At 54.7% G+C, this 23,119-nt stretch carries 21 protein-coding genes; 4 read left to right on the top strand and 17 right to left on the bottom strand.

The annotated features are described in order from the left end of the window. Positions 1-108 precede the first annotated feature (108 nt). Positions 109-2,148 (bottom strand): VanW family protein, encoded by a 2,040-nt coding sequence (locus BR86_RS0107205; protein WP_051684658.1) that lies wholly within the window; start codon positions 2,146-2,148, stop codon positions 109-111. A gap of 367 nt (positions 2,149-2,515) precedes the next feature. Between BR86_RS0107205 and BR86_RS0107195 the strand changes: the two genes are divergently transcribed. After that, entirely contained in the window at positions 2,516-3,520 is a 1,005-nt protein-coding gene (locus BR86_RS0107195; RefSeq protein WP_075034451.1) for a 4Fe-4S binding protein, read from the top strand. A gap of 291 nt (positions 3,521-3,811) precedes the next feature. Here the strand turns inward: BR86_RS0107195 and BR86_RS0107190 are convergent, their stop codons facing one another. The 10 genes from BR86_RS0107190 to rho all read right to left on the bottom strand — a co-directional run bounded on the left by BR86_RS0107190 (position 3,812) and on the right by rho (position 14,892). Next, complete coding sequence (locus BR86_RS0107190) at positions 3,812-5,080, bottom strand: 2-hydroxycarboxylate transporter family protein (RefSeq protein ID WP_031472559.1); 1,269 nt, start codon at positions 5,078-5,080, stop codon at positions 3,812-3,814. A gap of 112 nt (positions 5,081-5,192) precedes the next feature. Beyond that, entirely contained in the window at positions 5,193-5,720 is a 528-nt protein-coding gene (gene greA / locus BR86_RS0107180) for a transcription elongation factor GreA (RefSeq protein WP_031472557.1), read from the bottom strand. Between the two features lie 156 nt (positions 5,721-5,876). Then, positions 5,877-7,232, bottom strand: a complete 1,356-nt coding sequence (gene glmM / locus BR86_RS0107175; RefSeq protein ID WP_031472555.1) for a phosphoglucosamine mutase — start codon at positions 7,230-7,232, stop codon at positions 5,877-5,879. A 136-nt stretch (positions 7,233-7,368) separates the two neighbouring features. Further along, complete coding sequence (gene rfbD / locus BR86_RS0107170; RefSeq protein WP_031472553.1) at positions 7,369-8,289, bottom strand: dTDP-4-dehydrorhamnose reductase; 921 nt, start codon at positions 8,287-8,289, stop codon at positions 7,369-7,371. Positions 8,290-8,311: 22 nt separating this feature from the next. Then, positions 8,312-8,812, bottom strand: a complete 501-nt coding sequence (locus BR86_RS0107165) for a deoxycytidylate deaminase (RefSeq protein ID WP_031472551.1) — start codon at positions 8,810-8,812, stop codon at positions 8,312-8,314. A 159-nt stretch (positions 8,813-8,971) separates the two neighbouring features. Continuing rightward, the gene (prfA, locus tag BR86_RS0107160) at positions 8,972-10,051 is read right to left on the bottom strand and encodes a peptide chain release factor 1 (RefSeq protein WP_031472549.1); all 1,080 of its coding nucleotides are present in this window, start codon (positions 10,049-10,051) and stop codon (positions 8,972-8,974) included. Positions 10,052-10,215: 164 nt separating this feature from the next. Then, positions 10,216-11,226, bottom strand: a complete 1,011-nt coding sequence (locus BR86_RS0107150; protein ID WP_051684657.1) for a N5-glutamine methyltransferase family protein — start codon at positions 11,224-11,226, stop codon at positions 10,216-10,218. Further along, the gene (locus BR86_RS0107145; RefSeq protein WP_081844177.1) at positions 11,223-12,290 is read right to left on the bottom strand and encodes a DUF1385 domain-containing protein; all 1,068 of its coding nucleotides are present in this window, start codon (positions 12,288-12,290) and stop codon (positions 11,223-11,225) included. The genes BR86_RS0107150 and BR86_RS0107145 overlap by 4 nt, the downstream gene beginning before the upstream one ends. A 248-nt stretch (positions 12,291-12,538) precedes the next feature. Then, on the bottom strand, positions 12,539-12,745 hold the full coding sequence (gene rpmE, locus BR86_RS0107140; RefSeq protein ID WP_031472543.1) for a 50S ribosomal protein L31: 207 nt from the start codon (positions 12,743-12,745) through the stop codon (positions 12,539-12,541). Between the two features lie 173 nt (positions 12,746-12,918). Beyond that, complete coding sequence (rho, locus tag BR86_RS0107135; RefSeq protein WP_031472541.1) at positions 12,919-14,892, bottom strand: transcription termination factor Rho; 1,974 nt, start codon at positions 14,890-14,892, stop codon at positions 12,919-12,921. A gap of 575 nt (positions 14,893-15,467) precedes the next feature. Here rho and BR86_RS0107130 point away from each other — a divergent pair. The 3 genes from BR86_RS0107130 (at position 15,468) to BR86_RS0107120 (ending at position 18,501) form a co-directional block, all read left to right on the top strand. After that, positions 15,468-16,142, top strand: coding sequence for a uracil-DNA glycosylase (locus tag BR86_RS0107130; RefSeq protein WP_031472539.1), 675 nt, complete (start codon positions 15,468-15,470; stop codon positions 16,140-16,142). A 29-nt stretch (positions 16,143-16,171) separates the two neighbouring features. Then, positions 16,172-17,005, top strand: a complete 834-nt coding sequence (locus tag BR86_RS0107125) for an undecaprenyl-diphosphate phosphatase (protein WP_031472537.1) — start codon at positions 16,172-16,174, stop codon at positions 17,003-17,005. 125 nt (positions 17,006-17,130) lie between these two features. Next, the gene (locus BR86_RS0107120; protein WP_031472535.1) at positions 17,131-18,501 is read left to right on the top strand and encodes a replication-associated recombination protein A; all 1,371 of its coding nucleotides are present in this window, start codon (positions 17,131-17,133) and stop codon (positions 18,499-18,501) included. A gap of 173 nt (positions 18,502-18,674) precedes the next feature. Here the strand turns inward: BR86_RS0107120 and BR86_RS0107115 are convergent, their stop codons facing one another. The 6 genes from BR86_RS0107115 to BR86_RS0107090 form a co-directional block, all read right to left on the bottom strand. After that, complete coding sequence (locus BR86_RS0107115) at positions 18,675-19,490, bottom strand: ABC transporter permease (protein WP_031472533.1); 816 nt, start codon at positions 19,488-19,490, stop codon at positions 18,675-18,677. 14 nt (positions 19,491-19,504) lie between these two features. After that, the gene (rfbC, locus tag BR86_RS0107110; RefSeq protein ID WP_031472531.1) at positions 19,505-20,113 is read right to left on the bottom strand and encodes a dTDP-4-dehydrorhamnose 3,5-epimerase; all 609 of its coding nucleotides are present in this window, start codon (positions 20,111-20,113) and stop codon (positions 19,505-19,507) included. A 72-nt stretch (positions 20,114-20,185) separates the two neighbouring features. Further along, positions 20,186-20,656, bottom strand: coding sequence for a DUF2304 domain-containing protein (locus tag BR86_RS0107105; protein WP_075034450.1), 471 nt, complete (start codon positions 20,654-20,656; stop codon positions 20,186-20,188). Positions 20,657-20,662: 6 nt separating this feature from the next. Beyond that, positions 20,663-21,355 (bottom strand): glycosyltransferase family 2 protein, encoded by a 693-nt coding sequence (locus BR86_RS0107100; RefSeq protein ID WP_031472527.1) that lies wholly within the window; start codon positions 21,353-21,355, stop codon positions 20,663-20,665. A gap of 11 nt (positions 21,356-21,366) precedes the next feature. Beyond that, the gene (locus BR86_RS0107095; protein WP_031472525.1) at positions 21,367-22,320 is read right to left on the bottom strand and encodes a glycosyltransferase family 2 protein; all 954 of its coding nucleotides are present in this window, start codon (positions 22,318-22,320) and stop codon (positions 21,367-21,369) included. Then, positions 22,307-23,110, bottom strand: coding sequence for a glycosyltransferase family A protein (locus BR86_RS0107090; protein WP_031472523.1), 804 nt, complete (start codon positions 23,108-23,110; stop codon positions 22,307-22,309). Before BR86_RS0107090 ends, BR86_RS0107095 begins: the two co-directional genes overlap by 14 nt. Positions 23,111-23,119 lie beyond the last annotated feature (9 nt).

Raw genomic sequence — 23,119 nt, 5'->3', positions numbered from 1 at the left:
TCGGCCACGTTTGCGCGAGACCCCGGCGACTACCACGATAGCATGTGATAACATGACGTAACCCGCGAAGCATATTGCACTTCGTATTTCAATGCTGTCTCCAGCCGATCAGTTCGCCGCGGTCGGCGCGCCGGCATGCTGAACCACTGCATGAGTGGTCGTTTCAGCCGCCGGATGCTGCGCCTGCGCCTCCGCCTCCGTGGTCGCCGCTGCCGTTGACTTATGCTCGCTCTCGGTCGAGTGCGCAGCAGGTGCGGACGCGGTCTCCGCGCCCGGTCCCGGTGCCGTCGGCTCTGCGGACTCACCGGATGCTCCGGACGCATTTTCAGCTGACTCACTCTCAGACGAAGACTCTCCGGTTCCCTTCAGGAACGTCGGAGTATGACCTTTATAGTTGGTTGTATGATCCAGCTTGCGGGAAGACTCTTTTCCGTCTTTGGTCACTACTTTATATACTTCCCAGACACTTCCTGCCGTGCCCTTGGTCGGTGTTCCGGTTGTGATCTCCTGCGGCTCCGCCATCGGAAGATCCTTGACCTTTTTGGACTCAAGAGACCATTTCTCCCCGTCTTCCAGAACCGGCACTCCATAGATGGACACCGTGCAGGTGCGGTCAGAATAGGATGCGCGGATACCGATTGCGTGATCGGAATTGTTGACAAACCGGTAATCCGGTCCGCCCCAGGAAACGGTCGCATCCATACCAGGTGTTACATAGCTCGGTTCAAAGGTATGCGATCTCCGGTAGGTTGTGGTGAGACCTGCGCGGAATACCGCGTTGAAGAGAGTCGAGGAAACCTGGCATACACCGCCTCCGATCTCCTGAACAACCTCACCGTTGTTATACGCGCCTGCCGCGCCGAAGCCCTTTGCCTCGGTCCGCTCGCCGACCGTCGTGTTGAACGAGAATTCCTCACCCGGTCTGAGCACGGTTCCGTCAATAGCCTGCGCAGCCAGTTTGACATTCTTGTTGCGGACTTCATTGGCCGTGGTGTGCGTTGTGAATGTCGCCATGGTCTTATACTTATCCTTGGAGGAAGCGGCCGATCCGGAAACCACCTCTCCGTCCGCCCGGATCTCCGCGGAATAATCGCCGTCCTTCATCGCTTTCGCGAGTTTTTCGGCAATCTTGTCGCTGTTGAACCGGTATCCGTCCTCAAATCCGCCGAATACCCATTTGCCGGTCTCTTTGTCCAGAGAGGCAATGTCTCCGTTCTTCGGCTTGTCTTCCCAGATCACCGCCAGCTGGGAGGCATATTCCCCGGCCAGCTTATTGAACTCCGGAAGTTCCAGTGTGTAGTCCGCTTTCTGTGCGGCAGTCTCCGCACCGCTCTGCATTTCTGCGGTTGCAAGAGCCGCATCGGTCGTGCGGTTGATCCGGATGCCGAGTTTTTCCTCATAGATTTTATCGAGAAGAAGATCGATCTCCTCTCCGATCACATCCGGAACCTCAAACTGCTCCTTCTCCGGCATGATGGTAACATTTGCCAGCGGGTCATCGACCTCAACCTCGTAAACGGTACCCTCCGAATCCGCGCCGGTCTCCTTTTCGGCCTCCGCCTTGCGGGAAATGGTCGGCATCTTGAAGTTGTCCAGATCCGGGTTTGTGTTCAGAACCTTCATGGACCAGCTGTAGGTCTCTTTCAGCTTCTTTCCGGCCGTTTCACGGTCCAGTCCCTTCAGGTTGAGAACCGCATTGTCGCCGCTTCCCTTGATCGCGGAATAATCGACGAGCACATCCACCGCCATCTTTTCTTTGGAAATGGTCTCTTCCGCGCTGGTCTCCGACGTCTCACCGCCTCCGTGCCCTTTGACTGCCGCGATGGCGATGGCCACAATGATGAGGGCCGCCAGAACACCTGCCAGAATGAAAATACCTCTGTCGTTTCTGCGTCCCTTTCTACCGCCGGATCTTCTTCCGGAGCCGCCTCTTGTGCCGCGGTAATACTCACCGGATGTCCTGCGCTCATAATTCCGGGCGGAATGGTTCATTCCGGCCCCGTTTCTTGACGATGACCGTCCCGAAGACCTTGATCCTCTCGCCTCTCCGTTCGAGGTTCTTCTCGTTCCGTTTCCGGCTCTTCCTTCCGATCCTGCATGTCTGTAATTTCTCTCTGATGAATCCCTGCGCTCGCTGTAATTAGACATTATTCTCCCTTAAATCCGCTCCGCATCCGATCCGAATACATTTTCATACGGATCATTTTCCCGGTCGGCGGATTAAACACTACATATTTATAATATCGGGTCTTTTCAGGCCCGTAAGTAAAATAATAATCTTTTTAATCGTCCCGTGCAACCTGTTTTCAGCATGAAATCCATGACAAAAAAATGAACATGCGCAGGGTGAAAACGGTCATTATCCCCAAAAAGGCGAAGCGGCCTTGACTTTGCAATTTCCCCATAATAGAATCACTGCGTGGCTTTCCTAAAACGTTCCACATAATGAGCCACATTTAAGATTTTTTACTGGTTTTTACGTTTTCATAAACATTATTCTGTTTCCGAGGTAGACATGCAGGCAAATATTTTCCGGATTCTCTCCGTTCCGCTGCCCAACGGCGGTCTGAATACCATTATATCCTTCCATGGGTGTCCGCTTCGCTGCTCGTGGTGCAGCCGCCCCGCTCCCGCAAAACCGACTTCTATCCTCTGGGATAATAAGAATTGCCTGTATTGCGGTCTGTGTGAGCAGATGTGTCCGACCGGAGCGATCGAATTCCAGAAAGACCGTTTTGTCTTCGACGCCTCCAAGTGCTGTCTCTGTCTTACCTGCGTTGACAACTGTCCGACGCGCCGTCTCAGCTTTGCCGAAGAGATGATTGATTCCGAAGAGATCCTCGCGATGATCCGCTCCCATCAGGAGGAATACCATCGCGGCGGGGAAATCAGCTTCCAGAATGTCAACACTGACAATCAGGTGCTCTTCACCGTGGAAGTCCTGAAGAAGTGCCGGGAAATGAATCTCCACACTTCTGTCTATACGACCGGTTTCCTTCACTCGCTCCCGTTCACAACGCTTGCGCGGTGGGCTGATTCCGTCTCCATCGATCTCAAACACTACGATGAGAAAAAACACATCCGCTATACCGGTGTGTCCACGCACACCATTCTGGCCAATCTGGACGCGGCCCTGATGATGGATCAGCTCTATGAAGTCCGTATCTCCCTCATCAAGGGTGTCAACGACACGCTGTTTGATGCCAAACAGTTCGGGACGCTTCTGATCGAACACGGGGTCCGGAATGTCTGTCTGGTGGATTTTGTCATGATGAACACGCATCAGTTCACCCTCGAAAATGCCGCCAGCGAATATGCAATCCACGCGAGCGCATCGTTCCAGGACGGCGAAGCCAAAGAGAATAATTCCGATTTTACCGCCGCGCATGTCCGGCTTCTCCGATACGCCGCCTTTCTCCGCGGCTACGGCCTGAATGTCCGGGTCGCCACCCCGCTCCCGAATACAACCACCAAATGTATCGAAGAACTGCAGATCACGCCCCGTCGTGAACACGCATAGACAACCTCGCCGCCGACTGCGCACGCCGTTCATCGGCAGGCAGATATCACTGCGCGGTGACCGGCGGCGGTACACAAAGACCGCAGGCGCCCTTCCGGAATGAAGGGTACCTGCGGTCTTTTATTTGTGCGGCTGACTCGCCAAAGCCCACACCCCGGTGTGGCCCTGGCGACTGCCGCAAAACGCTCGAAACTTGCGAGGCGTATTTCGACCCGTTATATTCGCAGAGAAACCTGGCGGTCATCCCACCGGTTCCGCGTGAATCGTTCTCTTCTCCGTTTCTTCGGATCCTCACGGCATCATCTGAATGAGCACTCCGCCGATCGTCAGCATAAGCGCGCCGCAGGACCGGGTTACGATCTGCGCAAACGGAAGAAGATCCATGCGGTTGGAACTGCTGAGAACGGCGACATTGCCTGAACCGCCCATATTCGTCGTGCACATGCCGGCGGCAATCGCGGATTCGATCGGATAAAATCCCACCATTTTTCCGACGATGGCTGCGGTGAATGTAATCACTGTCTCCACCAGAATAATGATCACCAGATAGAGTGGAGTGATCGTGGAGAGAATGGTCTTCAGATCAATGAGCGTAAAACCGATGCCGGTGAGCGCCGCCGCAGTCCACGCTTTGATCGCAAACTGCCCCCACTCCCGGGCCGCATCCTCAATCTTCTCGCTCAGAAGACCGGTTCCCTTGACAAGAACCACCAGAATGATCATCCAGGCGTAGGTCGGAATGATGGCCACAAACCGATGAAGCACCGCGCCGAGCTGGTAAAATGCCAGTGCAATGAGCAGTCCGGTCAGAAGGTTCTGAAAGGTCGGTTTCATCGGCGGTCTCTCCGGAACCGGTTTTCCGTCATTGACCAGATTGCCTCCGCCGGAAAGCTCCGGATGCTTTTTCCCAAGCCGGTCCGCAAGCGCACCATAGATGATCGCGATGACATTGCCGAGAACTGTCGCCGGAGCAATCCGGGTGAGAATCTGTCCCGCATCCGCGCCGGTCGCCTGCGCATACATCGCCGAGAGCGGAACCGCCCCTGCCGTCATGCCGCCGCTCGTCATCGGAATGCCGATATAGAGCAGACTCTCCAGAAACGAATTGCCGAGAAAGAGCCCCAAAACACATACTGCCGCCATGCCGGCCGCAATGGCGGTCACTGCGGTCGGAAGAATCTTTACCGTCGCCCGGAGAAGAAGCCCCCGGTCAATATTAAAGAGACTTCCCGTGATCAGGGCTGCGATATAAAACACCAGAAATCCCTGACGGTTGACAAACTCATCCATGACGGCCAGCGACGAATCCGGAATCAGACCGCACGCGCGGACCACTGCCGCGCCGAGAATGCAGATGACGGATCCTCCGAGATACGTCCGCACAACCGGAACATGATTTCCGATGTAATTGAACGCCTCGCCGAAAACCATCAGGGCGATCATGCCGCCCACCATTCCCGACGGGAGCGCGCCGGTATACATCGCAGCCACCGTCAGCGCCAGAATGATCAGATAGAGTCTGACCGGAAATCCCGCAATTTCAGCCGGTCCTTTTTCCATACTTTTTCCTCCCGGATCCGGAAAGCGCCCGAAGAACCGGAGTTTCCGTCTGATCCGCCCATGAAGTCCGAATATCTCCTTTCAAACTTCTTTTCTGTGATTTTTCAAGTGTTTAGTAGGTGCCGATCTCATCCGTCGGAAGATTTCCCGTCTTTTCGATCTTTGTGATCTCCACATCATAATCGTAAATGTGTTCTCTGCCCACGTTGTCCTTCGAGTGAACATGAACGGTCACGGTATCACCGACTTTGTGGCCTAACAGCGCACTTCCGATCGGAGAACCGATGGAGACGAGATGCTTGAGCGCATTGGCGCGGATACTGGTCACAATGCGGTAGGTCTCGTCTTCCTCTTCGTCGAGATTGTAGACGGTAACCGTGTCGTTCATGCCGACCTCGTCCGGTTTGGATTCATCTGAGATCACTTTGGCGAATTTCAGAACGTTCTTCAGATATTTGATCCGTCCCTCGTTCTTACCTCTCGCCTGTTTTGCGGCATGATACTCGAAATTCTCGCTCAGATCTCCCTGGGCTCTCGCCTCTTTCACTTCCTGAAGAATCTGCGGACGGACTTCCAGCTCGCGGTGACGGATCTCCGCCTCGATCTTGTCAACATCCGCCTGAATCAGTATTTCTCCCATAATCCAACCTCTTCCATTGATACAACGGGTAGGGAAGATACACTCTCCCCTACCCGATTTATTTATACAGCTAACTCGCCAAAGCCCACACCCCGGTGAGCCCCCGACGACTGCCGCCAAACGCTCGAAACTCGCAGAGCGTGTTGCATCCCGATCTTATTCGATGGTCAGTCCGCGTTCTTCCAGCACCCTGATCACACGGTCAACATGCATATGGCAGATCTCGTCCGTCTCCGCCTCGACCATGACGCGGATCACCGGCTCGGTGCCGCTGGGACGAAGAAGGATTCTTCCGGTGTCGCCGAGAGCCTCGGTCACATTTTCCACTGCCTTCTGCACTTCCGGATCCGCCTGCGCCTCATTTTTGTCCTTCACGCGGACATTTTTCAGAACCTGCGGGTAAATGGTGACTTCCGACGCCATTTTTCCAAGAGTTTCCTTCTTCTCGAGCATCGCCTCCATCACCTTCAGACTTGTCACGATACCGTCGCCGGTGGTCTCATACTTGCTGAAAATGATGTGGCCGGACTGCTCGCCGCCGAGGACATAACCGTTCTTCGACATATTCTCGTAGACATACTTGTCGCCGACCGCCGTCTTCTCATAACGGATGCCTTCGCGGTCCAGCGCCTTGTACAGACCGAAGTTGGACATGACCGTGGTCACAATGGTATTGCCCACGAGCATTCCGTTTTCTTTCATATACTTGCCGCAAACATAGAGGATGCGGTCTCCGTCCACCACTTCGCCGTTCTCATCCACCGCAAGACAGCGGTCCGCATCGCCATCGTAGGCGAAACCGACGTCCATGTGATGTTCCACGACGTATTTCTGCAGTCCTTCGATGTGTGTGGAACCGCAGTCGGTGTTGATGTTGAAGCCGTCCGGCTGATCATTGATCGCATAGGTCTCTGCGCCGAGGGCATCAAACACATTCTTTGCAACCGAGAACGCGCTTCCGTTGGAGCAGTCGAGGGCAACTCGCTTTCCCTTGAAGGAACGGGTTGCCAGAGAGATCAGATATCCGATGTAACGGTTTCTGCCCGCCGCATAGTCGACCGTACGGCCGATGCGGTCGCGCTCCGCCAGCGGGATCTCGCCGGACTCGCCGTCGAGATACGCCTCGATCTTCCCGATCACGGACTCCTCCAGCTTTTCGCCGCTGCCGTTGATCACCTTGATTCCGTTATCGTAGTACGGATTGTGGCTTGCGGAGATCATGATTCCGCAGTCGAACTGTTCGGTGCGGACCACATAGGACACGCTCGGCGTCGTCGTGACATGAAGAAGATATGCGTCCGCGCCGGATGCAGTCAGTCCTGCCACCAGTGCATATTCAAACATATAACTGCTCCGTCTGGTATCCTTGCCGATGACAATGCGGCAAACCTCGCCGCGCGCCTGCTGTCCGTAATACCAGCCGAGAAAACGGCCGACCTGGAAGGCCTTGTCCACGGTCAGTGTGACATTGGCCTCACCCCGAAATCCATCCGTACCAAAATACTTACCCATTTTTTTCTCCTCCGGGATCACACACGGGCAGGATTGATCCGCCCCCGTATCTGATCCGCCAATGAAATTGTGAACGTCCGCGTTCAAACGGATCCTGCCGCTCTGATTTTTCCGAATCTGAGCAGAATATCTTCTGTTATCCCAGCTCTCCGATCTGTTCCAGATAGCGCTTCAGCGCATCCTTCCAGTCCGGAAGCGGTGTAAATCCTTCTCTCACCAGTTTGGATCGGTCAAGACGGCTGTTGAACGGACGCGCTGCCTTGGACAGACCGTACTCCGCCGTGGTAACCGGTGTCACCCGGGTAGCCATGCCGGCCTGACGGTAGATCTCACAGGTGAAATCATACCAGGAAATATATCCGCCCTCATTGGTCGCGTGATAATAGCCGTACTTTTCCGTCTCTGCCATATCCACCAGAAGTCGGGAGAGATCAAGGGTGTAGGTCGGTGTTCCGATCTGATCGTTGACAACGCGGACCTCGTCATGAGTCTTTCCGACATTCAGCATGGTCTTAATGAAATTCTTGCCGTTCAGGCCGAATACCCATGCGATTCGGACGATGAAATAGCGCTCCAGCGTCTGGCTCACGGCGAGCTCTCCGCCAAGCTTGGACTTTCCGTATTCGTTGAGCGGTGCGTAATCTCTGCAGTCCGGATCCCACGGCTCGGTGCCCTGGCCGTTGAATACATAGTCGGTGGAAATGTAGATCATCTTGCTTCCGGTCTTCTTTGCCGCCTCAGCGATGTTCTTTGTGCCGTCCACATTGATGGCCTGAACCTTCGCCTTCTTGTCCTCATCCTCTGCGAGATCCACGGCGGTCCATGCCGCACAGTGAACAATCACATCCGGCTTCACATCCGCAATGGCCTTCTCCACCGCCGCGCGGTCCGTAATATCCACCGGCACATACGGCATCTTCGTCACCGCGCTGCCATCCGCGATCCCGGAGTATTCCGGCGCAATGTCGCTTCCAACGCCCTCGTATCCTCTTGAAGCAAGTTCATTCATTACATCGTGGCCGAGCTGGCCGCCGACTCCCGTCACAAAAAACTTCATGTCATTTCCTCATTTCCAAATCTTAATATCCGAATTCGCCGTCCACGGTCTCATCGTTCTGAACCCAGTCTTTTTCCACGTCCACAACGCGGTACTGGTCCTTGGAATCGCGAATATACACTTTTTCAATGCCGGCATTGATGATCATGCGCTTGCACATGCTGCAGCTGTTTGACTCACGGATATACTCGCCTGTTTTCGCATCTTTTCCGCAGAGATAGAGCGCCGCGCCCAGCATGCGATTTCGCGGTGCGGAGATAATCGCATTCGCCTCGGCATGAACACTCCGGCAGATCTCATAGCGCTGTCCGCGGGGGACATGCAGTTTTTCGCGCATACAGGTTCCGATATCCGTGCAGTTGGCCCTGCCGCGCGGCGCACCGACATATCCGGTCGAGACAACTTCATCCTCGTTCACAATCACGGCGCCGTAAAGCCTTCTGAGGCAGGTTCCTCTCTGCAGAACCATCTCGGCAAGATCCAGATAATAGTTGATCTTGTCGCGTCGCTGCGTAGCTTCCATCGTTTTTCCTCCGTATCTTCACCGGTCATTCTCAGCCGGTGCGGTTTTCACATCCAATCGGATTCTTTCTTATCTCAGCTTATCTTATGCTCATCGCACGGACGTTCAAAGCGGATGTCCGGATGTTGCCCCGGTGTTTTCCGGAACATCCTCTGTCCGTCACACCGATTCCGAATTCATCTGCGCAAGCTTTTCCGCCTGATCCGCTGCGATCAGGCTGTCCAGAATCTCATCCAGATCACCGTTCATAAACTGATCGATCTTGTAAATGGTTTTCTTGATCCGGTGATCCGTGATTCTTCCCTGCGGGAAATTGTAGGTGCGGATCTTCTCCGAGCGGTCTCCCGTTCCGATCTGGCTGCGGCGGTTCGCCGCCTCCTCGCTCTGCTTTTTCTGCAGTTCCAGATCATAGAGTTTGGAGCGCAGAAGCGCAAATGCCTTCGCGCGGTTCTGAATCTGTGACTTCTCCGTCTGGCTGTAGATCACGATTCCGGTCGGGAAATGCGTCAGTCTGACCGCGGAATCCGTGGTATTGACACACTGTCCGCCGTTTCCGGATGCTCGCATCACGTCGATCCGGATATCCTTCTCGTCGATTCTGACATCGACTTCCTCCGCCTCCGGCATGATTGCCACCGTCGCGGTGGATGTGTGAATCCGTCCGCCGGACTCGGTCACCGGAACGCGCTGCACGCGGTGCACGCCGCTCTCATAGCGCAGGCGGGAATAGGCGCCCTTACCCCGGATCATGAAATCCACTTCTTTAAAGCCGCCAAGTCCGTTCTCGCTGAGGTTCACCATCTCGGATTTCCATCCGCGGCTGTCCGCATAATGGATATACATGCGGTAGAGTTCCGCGGCAAACAGCGCCGCCTCATCGCCGCCGGCGCCGGCACGGATCTCTACGATGACATTTCTCTCGTCGTTCGGGTCCTTCGGCAAAAGCAGGATCTTCAGTTCTCCGGCAAGTCTCTCCGTGCGCTCTCTGGCGTCGGAAAGTTCCTCCTTCGCCATCTCACGCATCTCTTCGTCTTTTTCTTCCTCAAGGATCTGAAGGCTCGCCGCCTCATCCTCACAGGCCTGTCTGTATTCCCGGTAAGTATCCACGATCGGTGCCAGATCGGCCTGATCCTTCATCAGTTTCTGAAACCGCTGCGGATCCATGGCTGCATCCGGGCTGGAGATCAGTTTCATCAGCTCTTCGTAACGCTTTACGAGATCGTCCAGTCTGTCAAACATCCATTTCCTCCTCAATATCATCCTTCCGCGTTCCCATCGATGCTGCGGCTGTCTTCACAGGTACAGCCGCTCCACAGACGGCACAGTCTTCCACCGACCGGACGCCGGAATTTTCCTCTTCATCGCAGTTTTCTCAGGATCTGTCCCCCTGATTTCCTGCGAAATTAACTATACTCTGCGGTCACGACACGGTCAAGTCCGCCAAGGTCTTTCAGCACTCGGATGTCGGAATATCCGGCCTTCTCCAGAAGTCCGGACACGCTTTCCGCCTGATCGAAGCCGATCTCATAATACACTCTTCCGCCGCGCTCCAGACAGCCTGCGGCTTTTTCCGCGAGAATCCGGTAAAACCGGAGTCCGTCCGCATCACCGTCCAGCGCGATCCTCGGCTCGTGGTCTCTCACCTCGGGCATCAGCGTCTCACAGTCTGCCGTCGGAATATACGGCGGATTGCTGACAATCACGCGGTATTTTTCGCCGTCCGGTACCGCGCCGAAGAGGTCCCCCTCCCGGAGAATGAATTCCCGTTCTTCCGTCGCTCCGCCTGCGGAGAGATTTGCCTTTCCTCCATTTTTGGAGAAAAGCCCCGTGAGATGCATCTCCAGCGGATCGGCCGCGATATTCCGCACCCGGCTCGTCAGTATTCCCTTCTGTACGGAAAGGATCTTCTTCGCGTTTGTCCGCGCGATGTTCAGCGCGTCTCTCGAGATATCCACCGCCTCGACCTTCCGGTATTTCCCGTGGTACGCAAGGCTGATGGCAATGCAGCCGGATCCGGTACAGAGATCCAGAATGCCGGCATCGGGATCCGGCACATCCGCGAGAACCGCTTCCACCAGCGTCTCGGTGTCCGGTCTCGGACAGAGCACATGCTCATTGACCGCAAATTCCAGTCCCATAAACCAGGTACTGCCCAGAATCTGCTGAAGTGGAATCCGCTCCGCGCGTTTTTTCAGGTTCTCCCGGTACGTGCTGCCGCATTTTGCCAAAAGTTCGCCCCGCACCGGCCGGTCCGCATCCAGATAAAAATGTGTCCGGCTGACGCCGAACGCCGCGGACAGGAGTTCAAACGCATCATGATCCGCGTCCGGAACCCCGGCTGCTTCCAGAATCGCGATTCCGTCATTCAGAATCTCTCTCCAGACCGGTCCGTTTTCTTCTCGTTTCAGGATCAAAGCCGTATATCTCCTTCCTGCTCTGTCGGACCGCTCTCTTTTTCGTCCGCTTCACTCTTCCACGGTCCGTCCGCCGCATCCGTCACGCGGATCTCCGGCCGGGAAATATTCTCCGGGATCACCGTGTCCGGAAAATTTTCACGGAGATATGCTCTCCAGTCGAAGACCGCCTCGGTCGCCGCGATCGCAACCTCGATCATGGAATCATCCGGTTCCGTCGTGGTCAGCGCCTGCATGCAGAGTCCCGGCTTTGCAATGATATCGGAAAGCTTTGAACTGCTTCGTCCCGCGGCCTGCAGAACCTCATAGGAGATTCCGGCGATGACCGGCACCAGCACGATCCGGCTGATGATCCGCGCGGCGATCCCGTCCACCCGGACCACCATGAACACCAGAATGCTGATCATCATGACAATCAGAAGAAAACTTGTGCCGCAGCGCTTGTGTTCCTTGGAGCTTGCGCGGACATTTTCCACGGTCAGCGGAAGCCCGTGTTCGATGCAGTTGATGCATTTGTGTTCACCGCCATGGTACATGAAGGTCCGCCGGATATCTTCCATACGGGAGACCAGTTTTATATACGTCACAAAGATCAGAACGCGGAGCAGTCCCTCCAGAAATGCGATCAGGGTTTCCGACTCCGTCATCTTCCGGAACACGCCGGCAAGGAGGAGCGGAAGCACCATAAAGATCCCGATCGCCGCCGCAAAGGAGAATACCATGACTGCCGCCATGATGATCTTTTCCAGTTTCTCGCCGAAGACGCGGTCCAGAAACTGTTCAAACCGGGACGGTTCTTCTTCCCCTTCCTCTTCTTCCATTCCATAGACCTCTGCCGAAAAATTGAGCGCTCTCGTGCCGACAATCATGGAGTCCGCGAACCGGAAAACGCCGCGGACAAACGGCAGCCGGAGAAGTTTCGACTTCTCCGTCATCGAATGATACGTATCCTTTCTCACTTCGATCCCGCCGTCACTCCGGCGGGCCGCAACGGCGAACGTGTTCCGGTTCATCATCATGATGCCCTCGAGAACCGCCTGTCCTCCGATTCCTGAATATTTCATATCCTTACTTTCCCCCTCTTCTTTCCGTCATGCTTCTTTCGAAGTCCCCCCATGGCTGAAAAGATAAGCGAACGAGCCGAAACACGCTTCACGAGTTTCACTCGTTATCATGGCAGTCGCCAATTCCTCGCGGCAATCGCCAATTCCTCGCGAAGCGTTTTGTTTCATAGGGAATTTCGGAGAAATTCCTATGAAACAAAAACAGGGGGCCGAGTTCTGAGAACTCAACCCCCCGGCAATTCTTTTGATTATGCGTTCTTGATTCCGTACTTACGGTTGAATGCATCGATACGTCCACGGATGGAAGATGCCTTCTGCTGTCCGGTATAGAACGGATGGCACTTGGAGCAGATCTCGACGTGGATCTCCGGCTTTGTGGAACCTACGGTAAACTCGTTGCCGCAGTTGCATACTACCTTAGCCTGCTGATACTCTGGATGGATTCCTTCTCTCATTTCTTTCACCTCATTTTGAAAATATGTGCGATTTCCGACCGCCTAAGTCGTTGTTGTCAGGTCCTGCACATCCTTTTCCGTAAGACAACTCACGCAGATATCAGGCCCGCTGATGTCAGCTCAGTACAACAGCTCGAATAGTATATCATGGCAAATGCCAAAATGCAAGCGTTTTAGAACATTCTCCTGCGCCTTGTCAGCGCCACAAATTCCGGATTGTTTTTGGTGTGCGCGAACAGATCCAGAATCTTCTCCACCGAGTCTTCCGGTCTCGTCGAATTGGTCGCGCGGTGGATGATGTCGGATGCCTCCTGCTCTCCCGGAGTGAGAAGCAGATCGTCTCTTCTCGTTCCGGTCGCCAGAATGTCGATAGCCGGGAAAATGCGCTTTTCCGAGAGTTTCCGGTTCAGCACGATCTCCATGTTTCCGGTTCCCTTGAACTCCTCGTACACCACATCGTCCATACGGCTTCCGGTATCGATCAGCGCGGTCGCCAGAATCGTGAGACTTCCGCCCTCGCGGATATTTCTCGCTGCGCCGAAGAACCGCTTCGGCATATAGAGCGCCGCCGGATCCAGACCGCCCGAAAGGGTTCTTCCGCTCGGCGGTACCGTCTGGTTGTATGCCCTGGTCAGTCTCGTGATACTGTCGAGAAGAATCATGACATCGCGGCCGTGTTCCACCAGTCTTCTCGCTCTCTCGATTACCATCTCGGATACGCGCCGGTGATTGTCCGCCTGCTCATCGAAGGTGGAATAGATTACCTCCACCTGAGAGCCGGTCACCGACTCCTTCATATCGGTAACTTCCTCCGGCCGCTCATCGATCAGAAGAATGATCAGATGCATTTCCGGATACTGCTCGGTCACGCTCTTGGCCACCTGCTTCAGAAGGGTGGTTTTTCCGGCCTTCGGCGGAGACACGATCATACCTCTCTGCCCCTTTCCGATGGGGCTTAAGAGATCCATCACGCGCAGCGCCACGGAGTTCTCTTCGTCCGGGCGTTCCAGACGGATGCGCTCATTCGGGAAGATCGGCGTCAGGTCGGCAAACTTCGGTCTTCTGGCCAATGTCGCCGCCGGGTAGCCGTTGACATCATTGATATAGAGCAGTGCGCCGAACTTCTCGGTCGCGCTCTTTACCCGCTTTCTTCCGCGGATCATATCACCGGTCCGGAGTCCGAAGCGTCGGATCTGGGACGGTGCCACGTACACATCATCTTCGCCCGGCAGAAAGTTTTCGCATCGAATGAATCCAAAGCCCTCCTGCATGACTTCCAGAATGCCGTGCGCCTCCACGCCGCTGTCCAGTTCGTTGAAATCCGGCGCTTTGTTCTCCTGCATGCGGCCCGCTCCGGAACTCTCCATTGTGCGGTTATCGTTCATGCGGTTTTCCGGTGTTCTCTGCTCCGTCATGCGCGCTTCACCTGCGCGGTTGTCCGGACGGTTTTCTACGCGATTATCCAGACGGTTCTCCGCGCGGTTATCCATGCGGCTCTCCGGGCGGTTATCCAGACGGTTCTCCACGCGGTTGTCCATGCGGTTCTCCACGCGGTTGTCCATGCGGTTCTCCGGATTTCCCGGCTCGGCGGTACGAATCTCCGCCGTTCTCCGCTCTGCCGGCGCATCCGTCTCATTCCGGGCCGCCGGAGTCCGGTTCTCATAGCTCCGCTCTGTCCGTTCATTTCTCGAATTGCGCACGATCCGGGTATTTCGGTTCGGCGCGTTTTTCCCATCCGGTCTTACCCTGCCGTTCTCTCCCGTCTTCACACGGTTCGTCACGGTGCGCGAGCCGCCGGTTCTCGGCGCATATTCCCGCCGTTCCGGGCGTCTTGCGGCCGGAACATTCTCCCGGGAATCCGGTTCATTTCCCTTCTGCGCCGCGTCACCCCGGCCTCTGTTCACCGCGCGCTCTCTCTCCGGTACCGGCTCCGATGCGCCGTTTCCGGCCGGTGCCGCCGGAACACGCTTCGGTGCGCGCTCTGCGGTCTTCGGCACAGATTCCGTTTTTCCTGCGGCCAAAGCGCCGTCCGCCGTCAGCTTCTCGATCAATTCCGCCTTGCGGAGTCCGCTGGTGCCGGCAATTCCCCGGTCCTTCGCCAGTTTTCTCAATTCGATCACGGAAAGATCTTTCAGTTTTTCATCCATTCTCCGTACTCCTGTTTCTGAGCCGCCGTCGGGCGGCATGTTCCGTCACTGAATCATTATCTTTATTGTCTTAAATATCTGATTTTCCGCCCGATCATCCGCATCTCTCCCCGAATCCCGCGGCGATTGCCGGGACTTATCAAACAGGGCACTTACACCGTCACAGCGGTTCTCTCTGCCCCAAAAGGGATTTTTATGAAACGATGCCGGATTTGGTTTTAGAAAACATAAAATCATCTGATTGTGTCAGATTCATCGAAAAGATATAAAGAAAGCAAATCCGCCGGGCCCGGAAACTCCCGGACATGCGGATTCCATGGTACGCACCGGGCTCAAATCCTCATGCCTCCGCATGCCATTCACCAATGCGGTACTGCCGCCAGGTGAAATATATGCCGCCGGGTGCTCCACCAGTAAGAATTCATATGTTCTATTATATTCATTCCTTTCTCAATGTAAAGAAGTGAACTGTGATTTTTTTTGCAATATTGTTTCATTTCGATTACAATTATAGGAGTATGCGGCTTTAAATCCGCAGAGTGTTTTGTTATTTGTTTTTTTATCAGGAGTGCGCAATGGGTGCGATCGAAAATGACTGGCTGGAACCGCTGAAACCGGAGTTTTCCAAGCCATACTACAAAAATCTTTACTATACCGTCAAAAAAGCATACGAGACCGGAGCCGTATACCCGGCGGCCGGCGACATTTTCAACGCCTTCGAGTTCACCCCGCTTTCGAGCGTAAAAGTGGTGATTCTGGGGCAGGATCCGTATCACGAGCCGGGACAGGCGCACGGACTCTCATTTTCGGTCAAGCCGAATATCCAGATTCCGCCGTCTCTCGTCAACATTTACCAGGAACTTCACGATGATCTCGGATGCGATATTCCGAACAACGGTTATCTCAAAAAATGGGCGGACCAGGGTGTCCTTCTTCTGAACACGGTTCTCACCGTGCAGGCGCACCGCGCCAATTCCCACAAAAACATCGGCTGGGAAACCTTCACCGACGCGGCGATCCGTGTTTTGAACGAGGTGGACCGTCCGATGGTCTTCCTTCTGTGGGGACGTCCCGCTCAGGCGAAAAAGGCCATGCTGACAAATCCGAATCATCTGATCATCGAGTCACCTCATCCGTCCCCGCTGTCCGCCTACCGCGGTTTCTTTGGAAGCCGCCCGTTCAGCCGGGCCAATGATTTCCTGAAATCACACGGAATCGAGCCGATCGACTGGCAGATTGAGAACATCTGAAATAACCGCAAGGAGAATCCGTTCCTATGATGATTGAAATGTTAAAAGTCCTTCTCCTCGGCATTGTCGAGGGTTTTACCGAATGGCTCCCCATCAGCAGCACCGGACATATGATTCTTGTGGATGACCTGATCCGGCTCAATGTCAGCGCGCCTTTCCGGGAACTGTTCATGGTTGTCATTCAGCTCGGCGCAATCCTGGCCGTCTGTGTGATCTATTTTCACCGGCTGAATCCGTTCTCACCGAAGAAAACGAAAAAGCAGAAAGGTCTGACCTTACAGCTGTGGATCAAGATCATCTGTGCCTGTGCGCCGGCGGCCATCGTCGGTGTCTTTCTCGACGAGATTCTGGATCAGCTGATGAACGGTTTCGTCGTCGCTTCCATGCTGCTCCTGTACGGCGTCTTTTTCCTTCTTCTCGAAAAACGCAATGAAGACGCCGAATTTCCGATCGACCGGATCAGCCGCATGCCTCTGACGACCGCCATGCTGATCGGCTGCTCCCAGATTCTTGCCATGATTCCGGGCACCTCCCGTTCCGGCGCTACGATCCTCTGCGCCATGCTTCTCGGCTGTTCGAGAGAACTCTCCGCGGAATTTTCCTTCTTTCTCGGCATTCCGATCATGTTCGGTGCCAGCGGTCTGAAGATTCTGAAGTTTTTCCTCAAGGGAAATATGTTCTCCGGCGCGGAGTTCCTGTATCTGATTGTCGGCATGTTTGTCGCGTTCATCGTTTCGGTCCTCTCGATCCGTTTCCTGATGCGCTACATCAAAAATCATGATTTCCGCTTCTTCGGATACTACCGGATCGTGCTCGGCGTCATTGTTCTCGTATACTCGGGAATCACCGCCCTGATCGCCTGATCCGGGATGCAGGATATGTTTCCGAAACATCCCGCGAAGTGTAACCGGTCAAACCGAATTGACAGCTCCGATACGGGCGCAGATTGAGCTGTCCCGTATCCGGTCTTCGAGGATAACATATGGATATGAACTTATTTGATTATATGAGTCAGAAGACGATGGAAAATGATGCCCCGCTGGCGTCCCGCATGCGGCCGCAGATCCTCGACGAAGTCGTCGGTCAGCAGCACATCATCGGTCCGGGGAAGCTCCTCTACCGCGCCATCAAGGCGGACAAACTCGGGTCCCTCATCTTCTACGGCCCGCCCGGCACCGGGAAAACGACGCTCGCGCAGGTCATCGCTCACACAACAAAATCCCGGTTTGAGCAGATCAATGCCACCACCGCCGGAAAAAAGGACATGGAAGAGGTGGTCCGACGGGCAAAGGATGAACTGGGAATGTACCAGAAACGCACCATTCTCTTCATCGACGAGATCCACCGCTTCAACAAGGGCCAGCAGGATTACCTTCTCCCTTATGTGGAGGACGGAACCATCACGCTGATCGGCGCAACCACGGAGAATCCATACTTTGAAGTCAACGGCGCTCTCTTATCCCGCTCGCGGATCTTTGAGCTGAAACCGCTAAAAAAAGAGGACATCGTCACCCTCCTGAAACGGGCTGTCACGAACGCCGAAAAGGGAATGGGAAGCTACGGAGCAGTCCTTGCGGACGATGCCGCGGATTTTCTCGCCGATATGGCCGGCGGAGACGCCCGGGCCGCGCTGAACGCATTGGAACTAGGCGTGCTCACCACGGAAAAGAGCGGTGACGGCCAGATTCACATCACACTCGAAGTCGCGGAACAGTGTATTCAGAAGCGGGCGGTCCGCTACGACAAAAACGGCGACAGCCACTATGACACCATCTCCGCCTTCATCAAGAGCATGCGCGGATCGGATCCGGATGCGGCAATCTACTATCTCGCCCGGATGCTCTATGCCGGAGAAGACATCAAATTCATCGCCCGCCGCATGATGATCTGCGCCGCCGAGGATGTGGGGCTTGCGGATCCGAATGCCCTGAACATCGCTGTCTCCGCCTCTCTCGCGGCGGAACGGGTCGGGCTTCCGGAATCCAATCTGATCCTCGCGGAAGCGGCTGCCTATATCGCATCCGCGCCAAAGAGCAATTCGACCACCAATGCGATCTTCGCGGCACAGAACGCGGTGGCAAAGGGGAAACTCGGTCCGATCCCGCCTCATCTTCAGGACGCGCATTACAAGAGTTCCGGAAAACTCGGGCACGGTATCGGATACAAATACGCCCACGATTACCCGAACCACTATGTCACGCAGCAGTATCTTCCGGACGACCTGGTCGGCACAGTCTTCTATGAGCCCTCCGGAAACGGATATGAAAAGAAGATCGCCGAATGGATGGACTTCATCCGGACAGCGGATTCTTCCCGCGCCGATGGCGAAAACGCTTTGGAAGCCGAAAATAAAGAGTGACGGAATCCTTCCGGAAGCTTGTCCCAAAAAAGTGGGGAAACATTTTTTTCCTTCGGAAAAACCGGAGAATGTTCCCCTGACATACGCAAAAATCCCTTCCGCTCTCTGTGAAAACAGGAAGCAGAAGGGATTTTTTCAAATCTGCCATTTTTACATTTGCAGCGCGTCCGACATTACAGCACATCCGAGAAATGCGGGCGCAGCTTTTTAAAGCTCCGAAGTCCGAAGATCATCAGGAGCAGCGTCACCGCCCAGAAGTACACCGTCATCGTCGGGCGCTCCCAGAACCAGTGTCCAGTGAGCATGGAATCGCGGTATCCCGCCGCGATGTAGTAGAACGGATTCATTTTAAAGAACGTTCCGATCCACTCGTGACGGCTGGTAAAGATGGCCTCGTCGTACATGATCGGCGTAAGCCACATCCCGAAGGCAAGGCAAATCGACACGATCTGAGACATGTCCTTAAAGAACACCTGAATGCTCGAGGTGAAATATACGAGCGCCAGCGTGAACATGGACAGCGCAAAGGCATAGTAGAGCACCTGGATCCACGATGCCATCGGCATTCTCCCGTCAAAGAGGTAGAGACCGAACATAATCGCCATAAAGCACAGGTGAACCATGAAACAGCTGACCAGCTTGATCACCGGAAGAAGCTCGACCTGAAAGACGACCTTCTTGACCAGATAGTTGTATTCCTGCAGTGTCCCGGTACCCATATTCAGCGACTCGCTGAAATAGAACCAGGGGATCATGCCCGGCGTCAGCCAGATGACATAGGATGCATTCGGCACCGGCGGGGCATTTTTCATTCCGTGTTCTCCGAAGATGAAGGCATAGATCGCGATGGTGACGAGCGGCTGGACAAACATCCAGACAATGCCGAAATAGGAACCGACAAACCGCTTGCGGAAATCCGCCTTTGCAAGCTCGGCGACCATCTTCCTGTTCTCCCAGAGATCCCGGAAAAGCTTAAAAAGTGAAATCATATGGTATCCTTCGATCAGATGTTGAATTTAAAGGTATCTTTCAGACCGGCCCATTTCTGATCTTTGTCGCTGAGGTTGAGCGGGGTTCCGTCATCCAGCGCATATCCCTCTGCGGATGCGGTGCCCTTGTATTCGCCGGTCAAATGCGGCCACTGAATGTTGATCTCCGGATCATTCCATGCAAGACCGGACTCATCTCCCTGATGCCAGAAATCCGTTACCTTATAGCAGAATTCCGCCACATCGGAGAGAACGAGAAAACCGTGGGCAAAACCTTCCGAGATGTAGAACTGCTTCTTATTCTCCGCGGTCAGTTCCACGCCGTACCACTGGCCGTAGGTCTTGCTTCCCTGACGGAGATCCACCGCAACGTCAAAAACGCTTCCGCGGATCACGCGGACAAGCTTTCCCTGCGGATACTCCTTCTGGAAGTGAAGGCCTCTCAGAACGCCCTTAGTGGACATGCTCTGATTATCCTGAACGAACACCATGTCAAGGCCCGCCTCGTGCATATCATTCTGATTGTATGTCTCCATGAAATAACCGCGGTCATCTCCGTGAACCGTCGGTTCAATCACGTAAAGTCCCTCGATCGGGCACCTGGTTACTTTAATCTGTCCCATTTTCATATCCTCCAATCATTTGGTTTTGTCCCAAACCTGTTTTCCGGTGCAAAACCATTGCACATTTTAGCATCATCGGCCGTCGACTTCAAGCCCGGGCTTTGTCTCCGCACTTTCCGCATTTTTCATACTTTCCGCATTTCCCCCGCGGTTCTCTCCGCATTCTGATGCCGACGTCCGGGAAAACGCCTCCGGTTTTTCCTCCGCCTTCTCCTGCTCATTCCGATCCATGGCGATCTCCTGAATGAGACTTCTAAGCTTTGCCTCCAACTGGGACTGGTGCACCGTCATACGGAACAGCTGAACAATCAGAAGGAAAATGATCAGCAGATAGATAAAGTTGACCGGCGCCATCGTCCCGACAATCCCCGACAGAAACGTCGGGACCTGCGGAAAAATGCTGAAGATCAGCAGAATCGCAACAAAACAGATCCAGAACAGCGAATCTTCGATCTGAAGAGACGACTGCCGGATCTTTCTGACAATGCAGAACGCCGTAACGCATGAAATCAATACCAGAATGATTCGAAGTGTTGCCGTCATAATCCCTTACACCTTTCTTCTGCGGAAACTCTGGATCAGCAGGATGGACACCAGCATCCGGAACATATACCGTGCCGAACGGATCGGTGTGAGGTAGCTCACCCCGCCCTGCCGTTCATCCATCACCACCGGGACCTCCGCAACTCTCGCTCCGCACCGGATCAGATAGGACACCGTATCCGGCTCCGGCCCGTAGTTCAGCCCCTTCGCAAACTCGCAGATCATCTTCCGGTTGAAAAGCCTCATTCCGCTGGTGGGATCTTTGATCCGCATCCCCGTCGTGAGGCGGATCGCAAGCTCGATCAGATTCGATCCGAACATCCGCATGGTCCGCGGCTTTTCCGCGTCCACAAAGCGCGACCCGATGACGATATCATATCCCTCATCCATCTTTTTCCGCATGGATTCAATGAATTCCGGCCGGTGCTGACCGTCTCCGTCGATCTGGATCGCATAACGGTATCCGTGCTTCTCCGCATACCGGAGACCGGCCTGAAACCCGCCGGCCAGTCCCAGATTCACCGGCAGATCGAGGAGGTGAAAATGATTTCTCCGGCAGATCTCCGCCGTGTCATCCTGTGATCCGTCATTGACCACGATGTAATCATAGTCCGGACACACCTCCGTCAGATGCCGGACCACTTTTTCAATGTTGTCGGCCTCATTGTAGGCCGGTATCACTATCAGCAGATCAGACATAGCTCCCCCAGTTACTCTTTCCAATAATTCCGGTTCATGGTAAGCGCCATGACCGCCTTTTCCGGCAGCGCCCGGTATGCTTTCCCGAGACGATAGCCGAGATATTTGAACCCGCTCTGCAGCACAAGCTCCGGCAGAAGTCCCGCATGGCCGCTGTGAATCAGCCAGTCTGCGGTCTTCTTCACCATTTTCACGCCTTCTCCTTCCGACGGCACGCCGCCGAAGATTTCCGGGTGGTCCGCCTGTGACACACCGAGATCAAAGTTCCGGTGAAGCTGCTGCATACATGTATAGTTGTGAGAATGGATCACGCGGGCATCTGCCGCATAGGCGATGCGGTATCCCGCCTTCACGGCTCCCGCCGCAAAGATCATATCCTCGTTAAAGATCGTTTTTTGTGTAAAACCGCCGAGTTTCTCCCAGAGGTCTCTTCGGTAGACCGCACAGACATTGGAACAGAAATACGTCTTGATCCCCAGTTCCGGAAGGTCTTTTTCCGATTTGATCCGGCTCTCCTCCGGATAATTGAAGCTTCTGGTGTAGCGCTCGATCACACGGCAGTCCTTCGCCGGAAGCTGACGGCCGTATGCGGCCGCAATGTCCGGTTCCTGCGTCAGTGCCCGGAGGAGATGCTCCGTGAGTTCCCGGTCCGCCGGGATGGCGTCATGTGTCATGCAAAGAACGGCATCCGCACTGCTGTACCGGATTCCTGCCGACCGGGTCGCGCCGTGGTCGAATTCTTCCGGTCTCAGGTGATGCACCTCCAGCATCGCTTCCGATACGCCGGCGGCATCCAGAACCTTCGCGATCCGCTCTTCGTCCCAGAATTCCTCTCCGGTATTCATCACGATGATCCGGTGAAGCGGGCATTTCTGCGCAAGCAGCCGCCGGATCAGCTCATAAAACGTATCATCCGGCTTGTAGGTCGGAATTACGGCATCGATCGTCATTTCATTTATACTCATTTCCTGCTTTTTTGTAGAGTTTCATGAGAAAGAGCGCAATGGACTCCGGCCAGAATTTCCGGAACATCGCCTCTTCCTCCCTGTTTCTTCCGTCATCCTGCATGGAGCGGAATGTCGCTGCGCCGTCATGCACGCGGTAGGCAAGCAACGGCTTTTCGGTGATCACGAACCGTCCTGCTGCCGATGACAGATCGACGAGATTGTCCCAGTCGAGGGCAAATTTCATCTCGGACGGGAACATTTTCCGGTCTCCGATCAGCGCCTTGTTGTATGTGCAGGTCGGACAGCAGATGGAATTGCCGAAGACAAGACCGGACAGTTTCAGCCAGGTGCGGTCGGAGATCAGCTGCAGGCGAAGCGGAAGGCGAAGAATCTTCTTCACCAGCCAGACTGCGTTGAACGTGTCGTCCACCGCTTTCCCGTTCTTCATCTTTATCGTCATATAATCGCTGGCGAAAAGGGAAAGATCCGGATATTTTCCGTATGCGCGGATCAGTTCCTCCGTATAGGTTCTGCGGTAGATGTCATCCTGGTGCGCGATGGTCACCAGCGTTCCGCCCGATTTTTCCCAGGCATACTGCCAGTCTTCGCGGATTCCCGGCTCTCCGTCACGGACGCAGAGGGAAATGCCGTATTTCTCCGCAATCCGGCGGATATAATCGCTGGGCGTCGCCGTACAGATGATAATCTCACTCCGGACCGTCTGTCCCGTCAGGGAACGGATACACTGTTCCAGATACGGCGAATCTCCGTATGCACATACGGCAAATGTATGAAGCACTCTGTCCATGACTGACCT

The sequence above is a fragment of the [Clostridium] aminophilum DSM 10710 genome (assembly GCF_000711825.1).
Classification (GTDB): domain Bacteria; phylum Bacillota; class Clostridia; order Lachnospirales; family Lachnospiraceae; genus Clostridium_R; species Clostridium_R aminophilum.
This window is presented reverse-complemented; position numbering and strand designations above follow the sequence as displayed.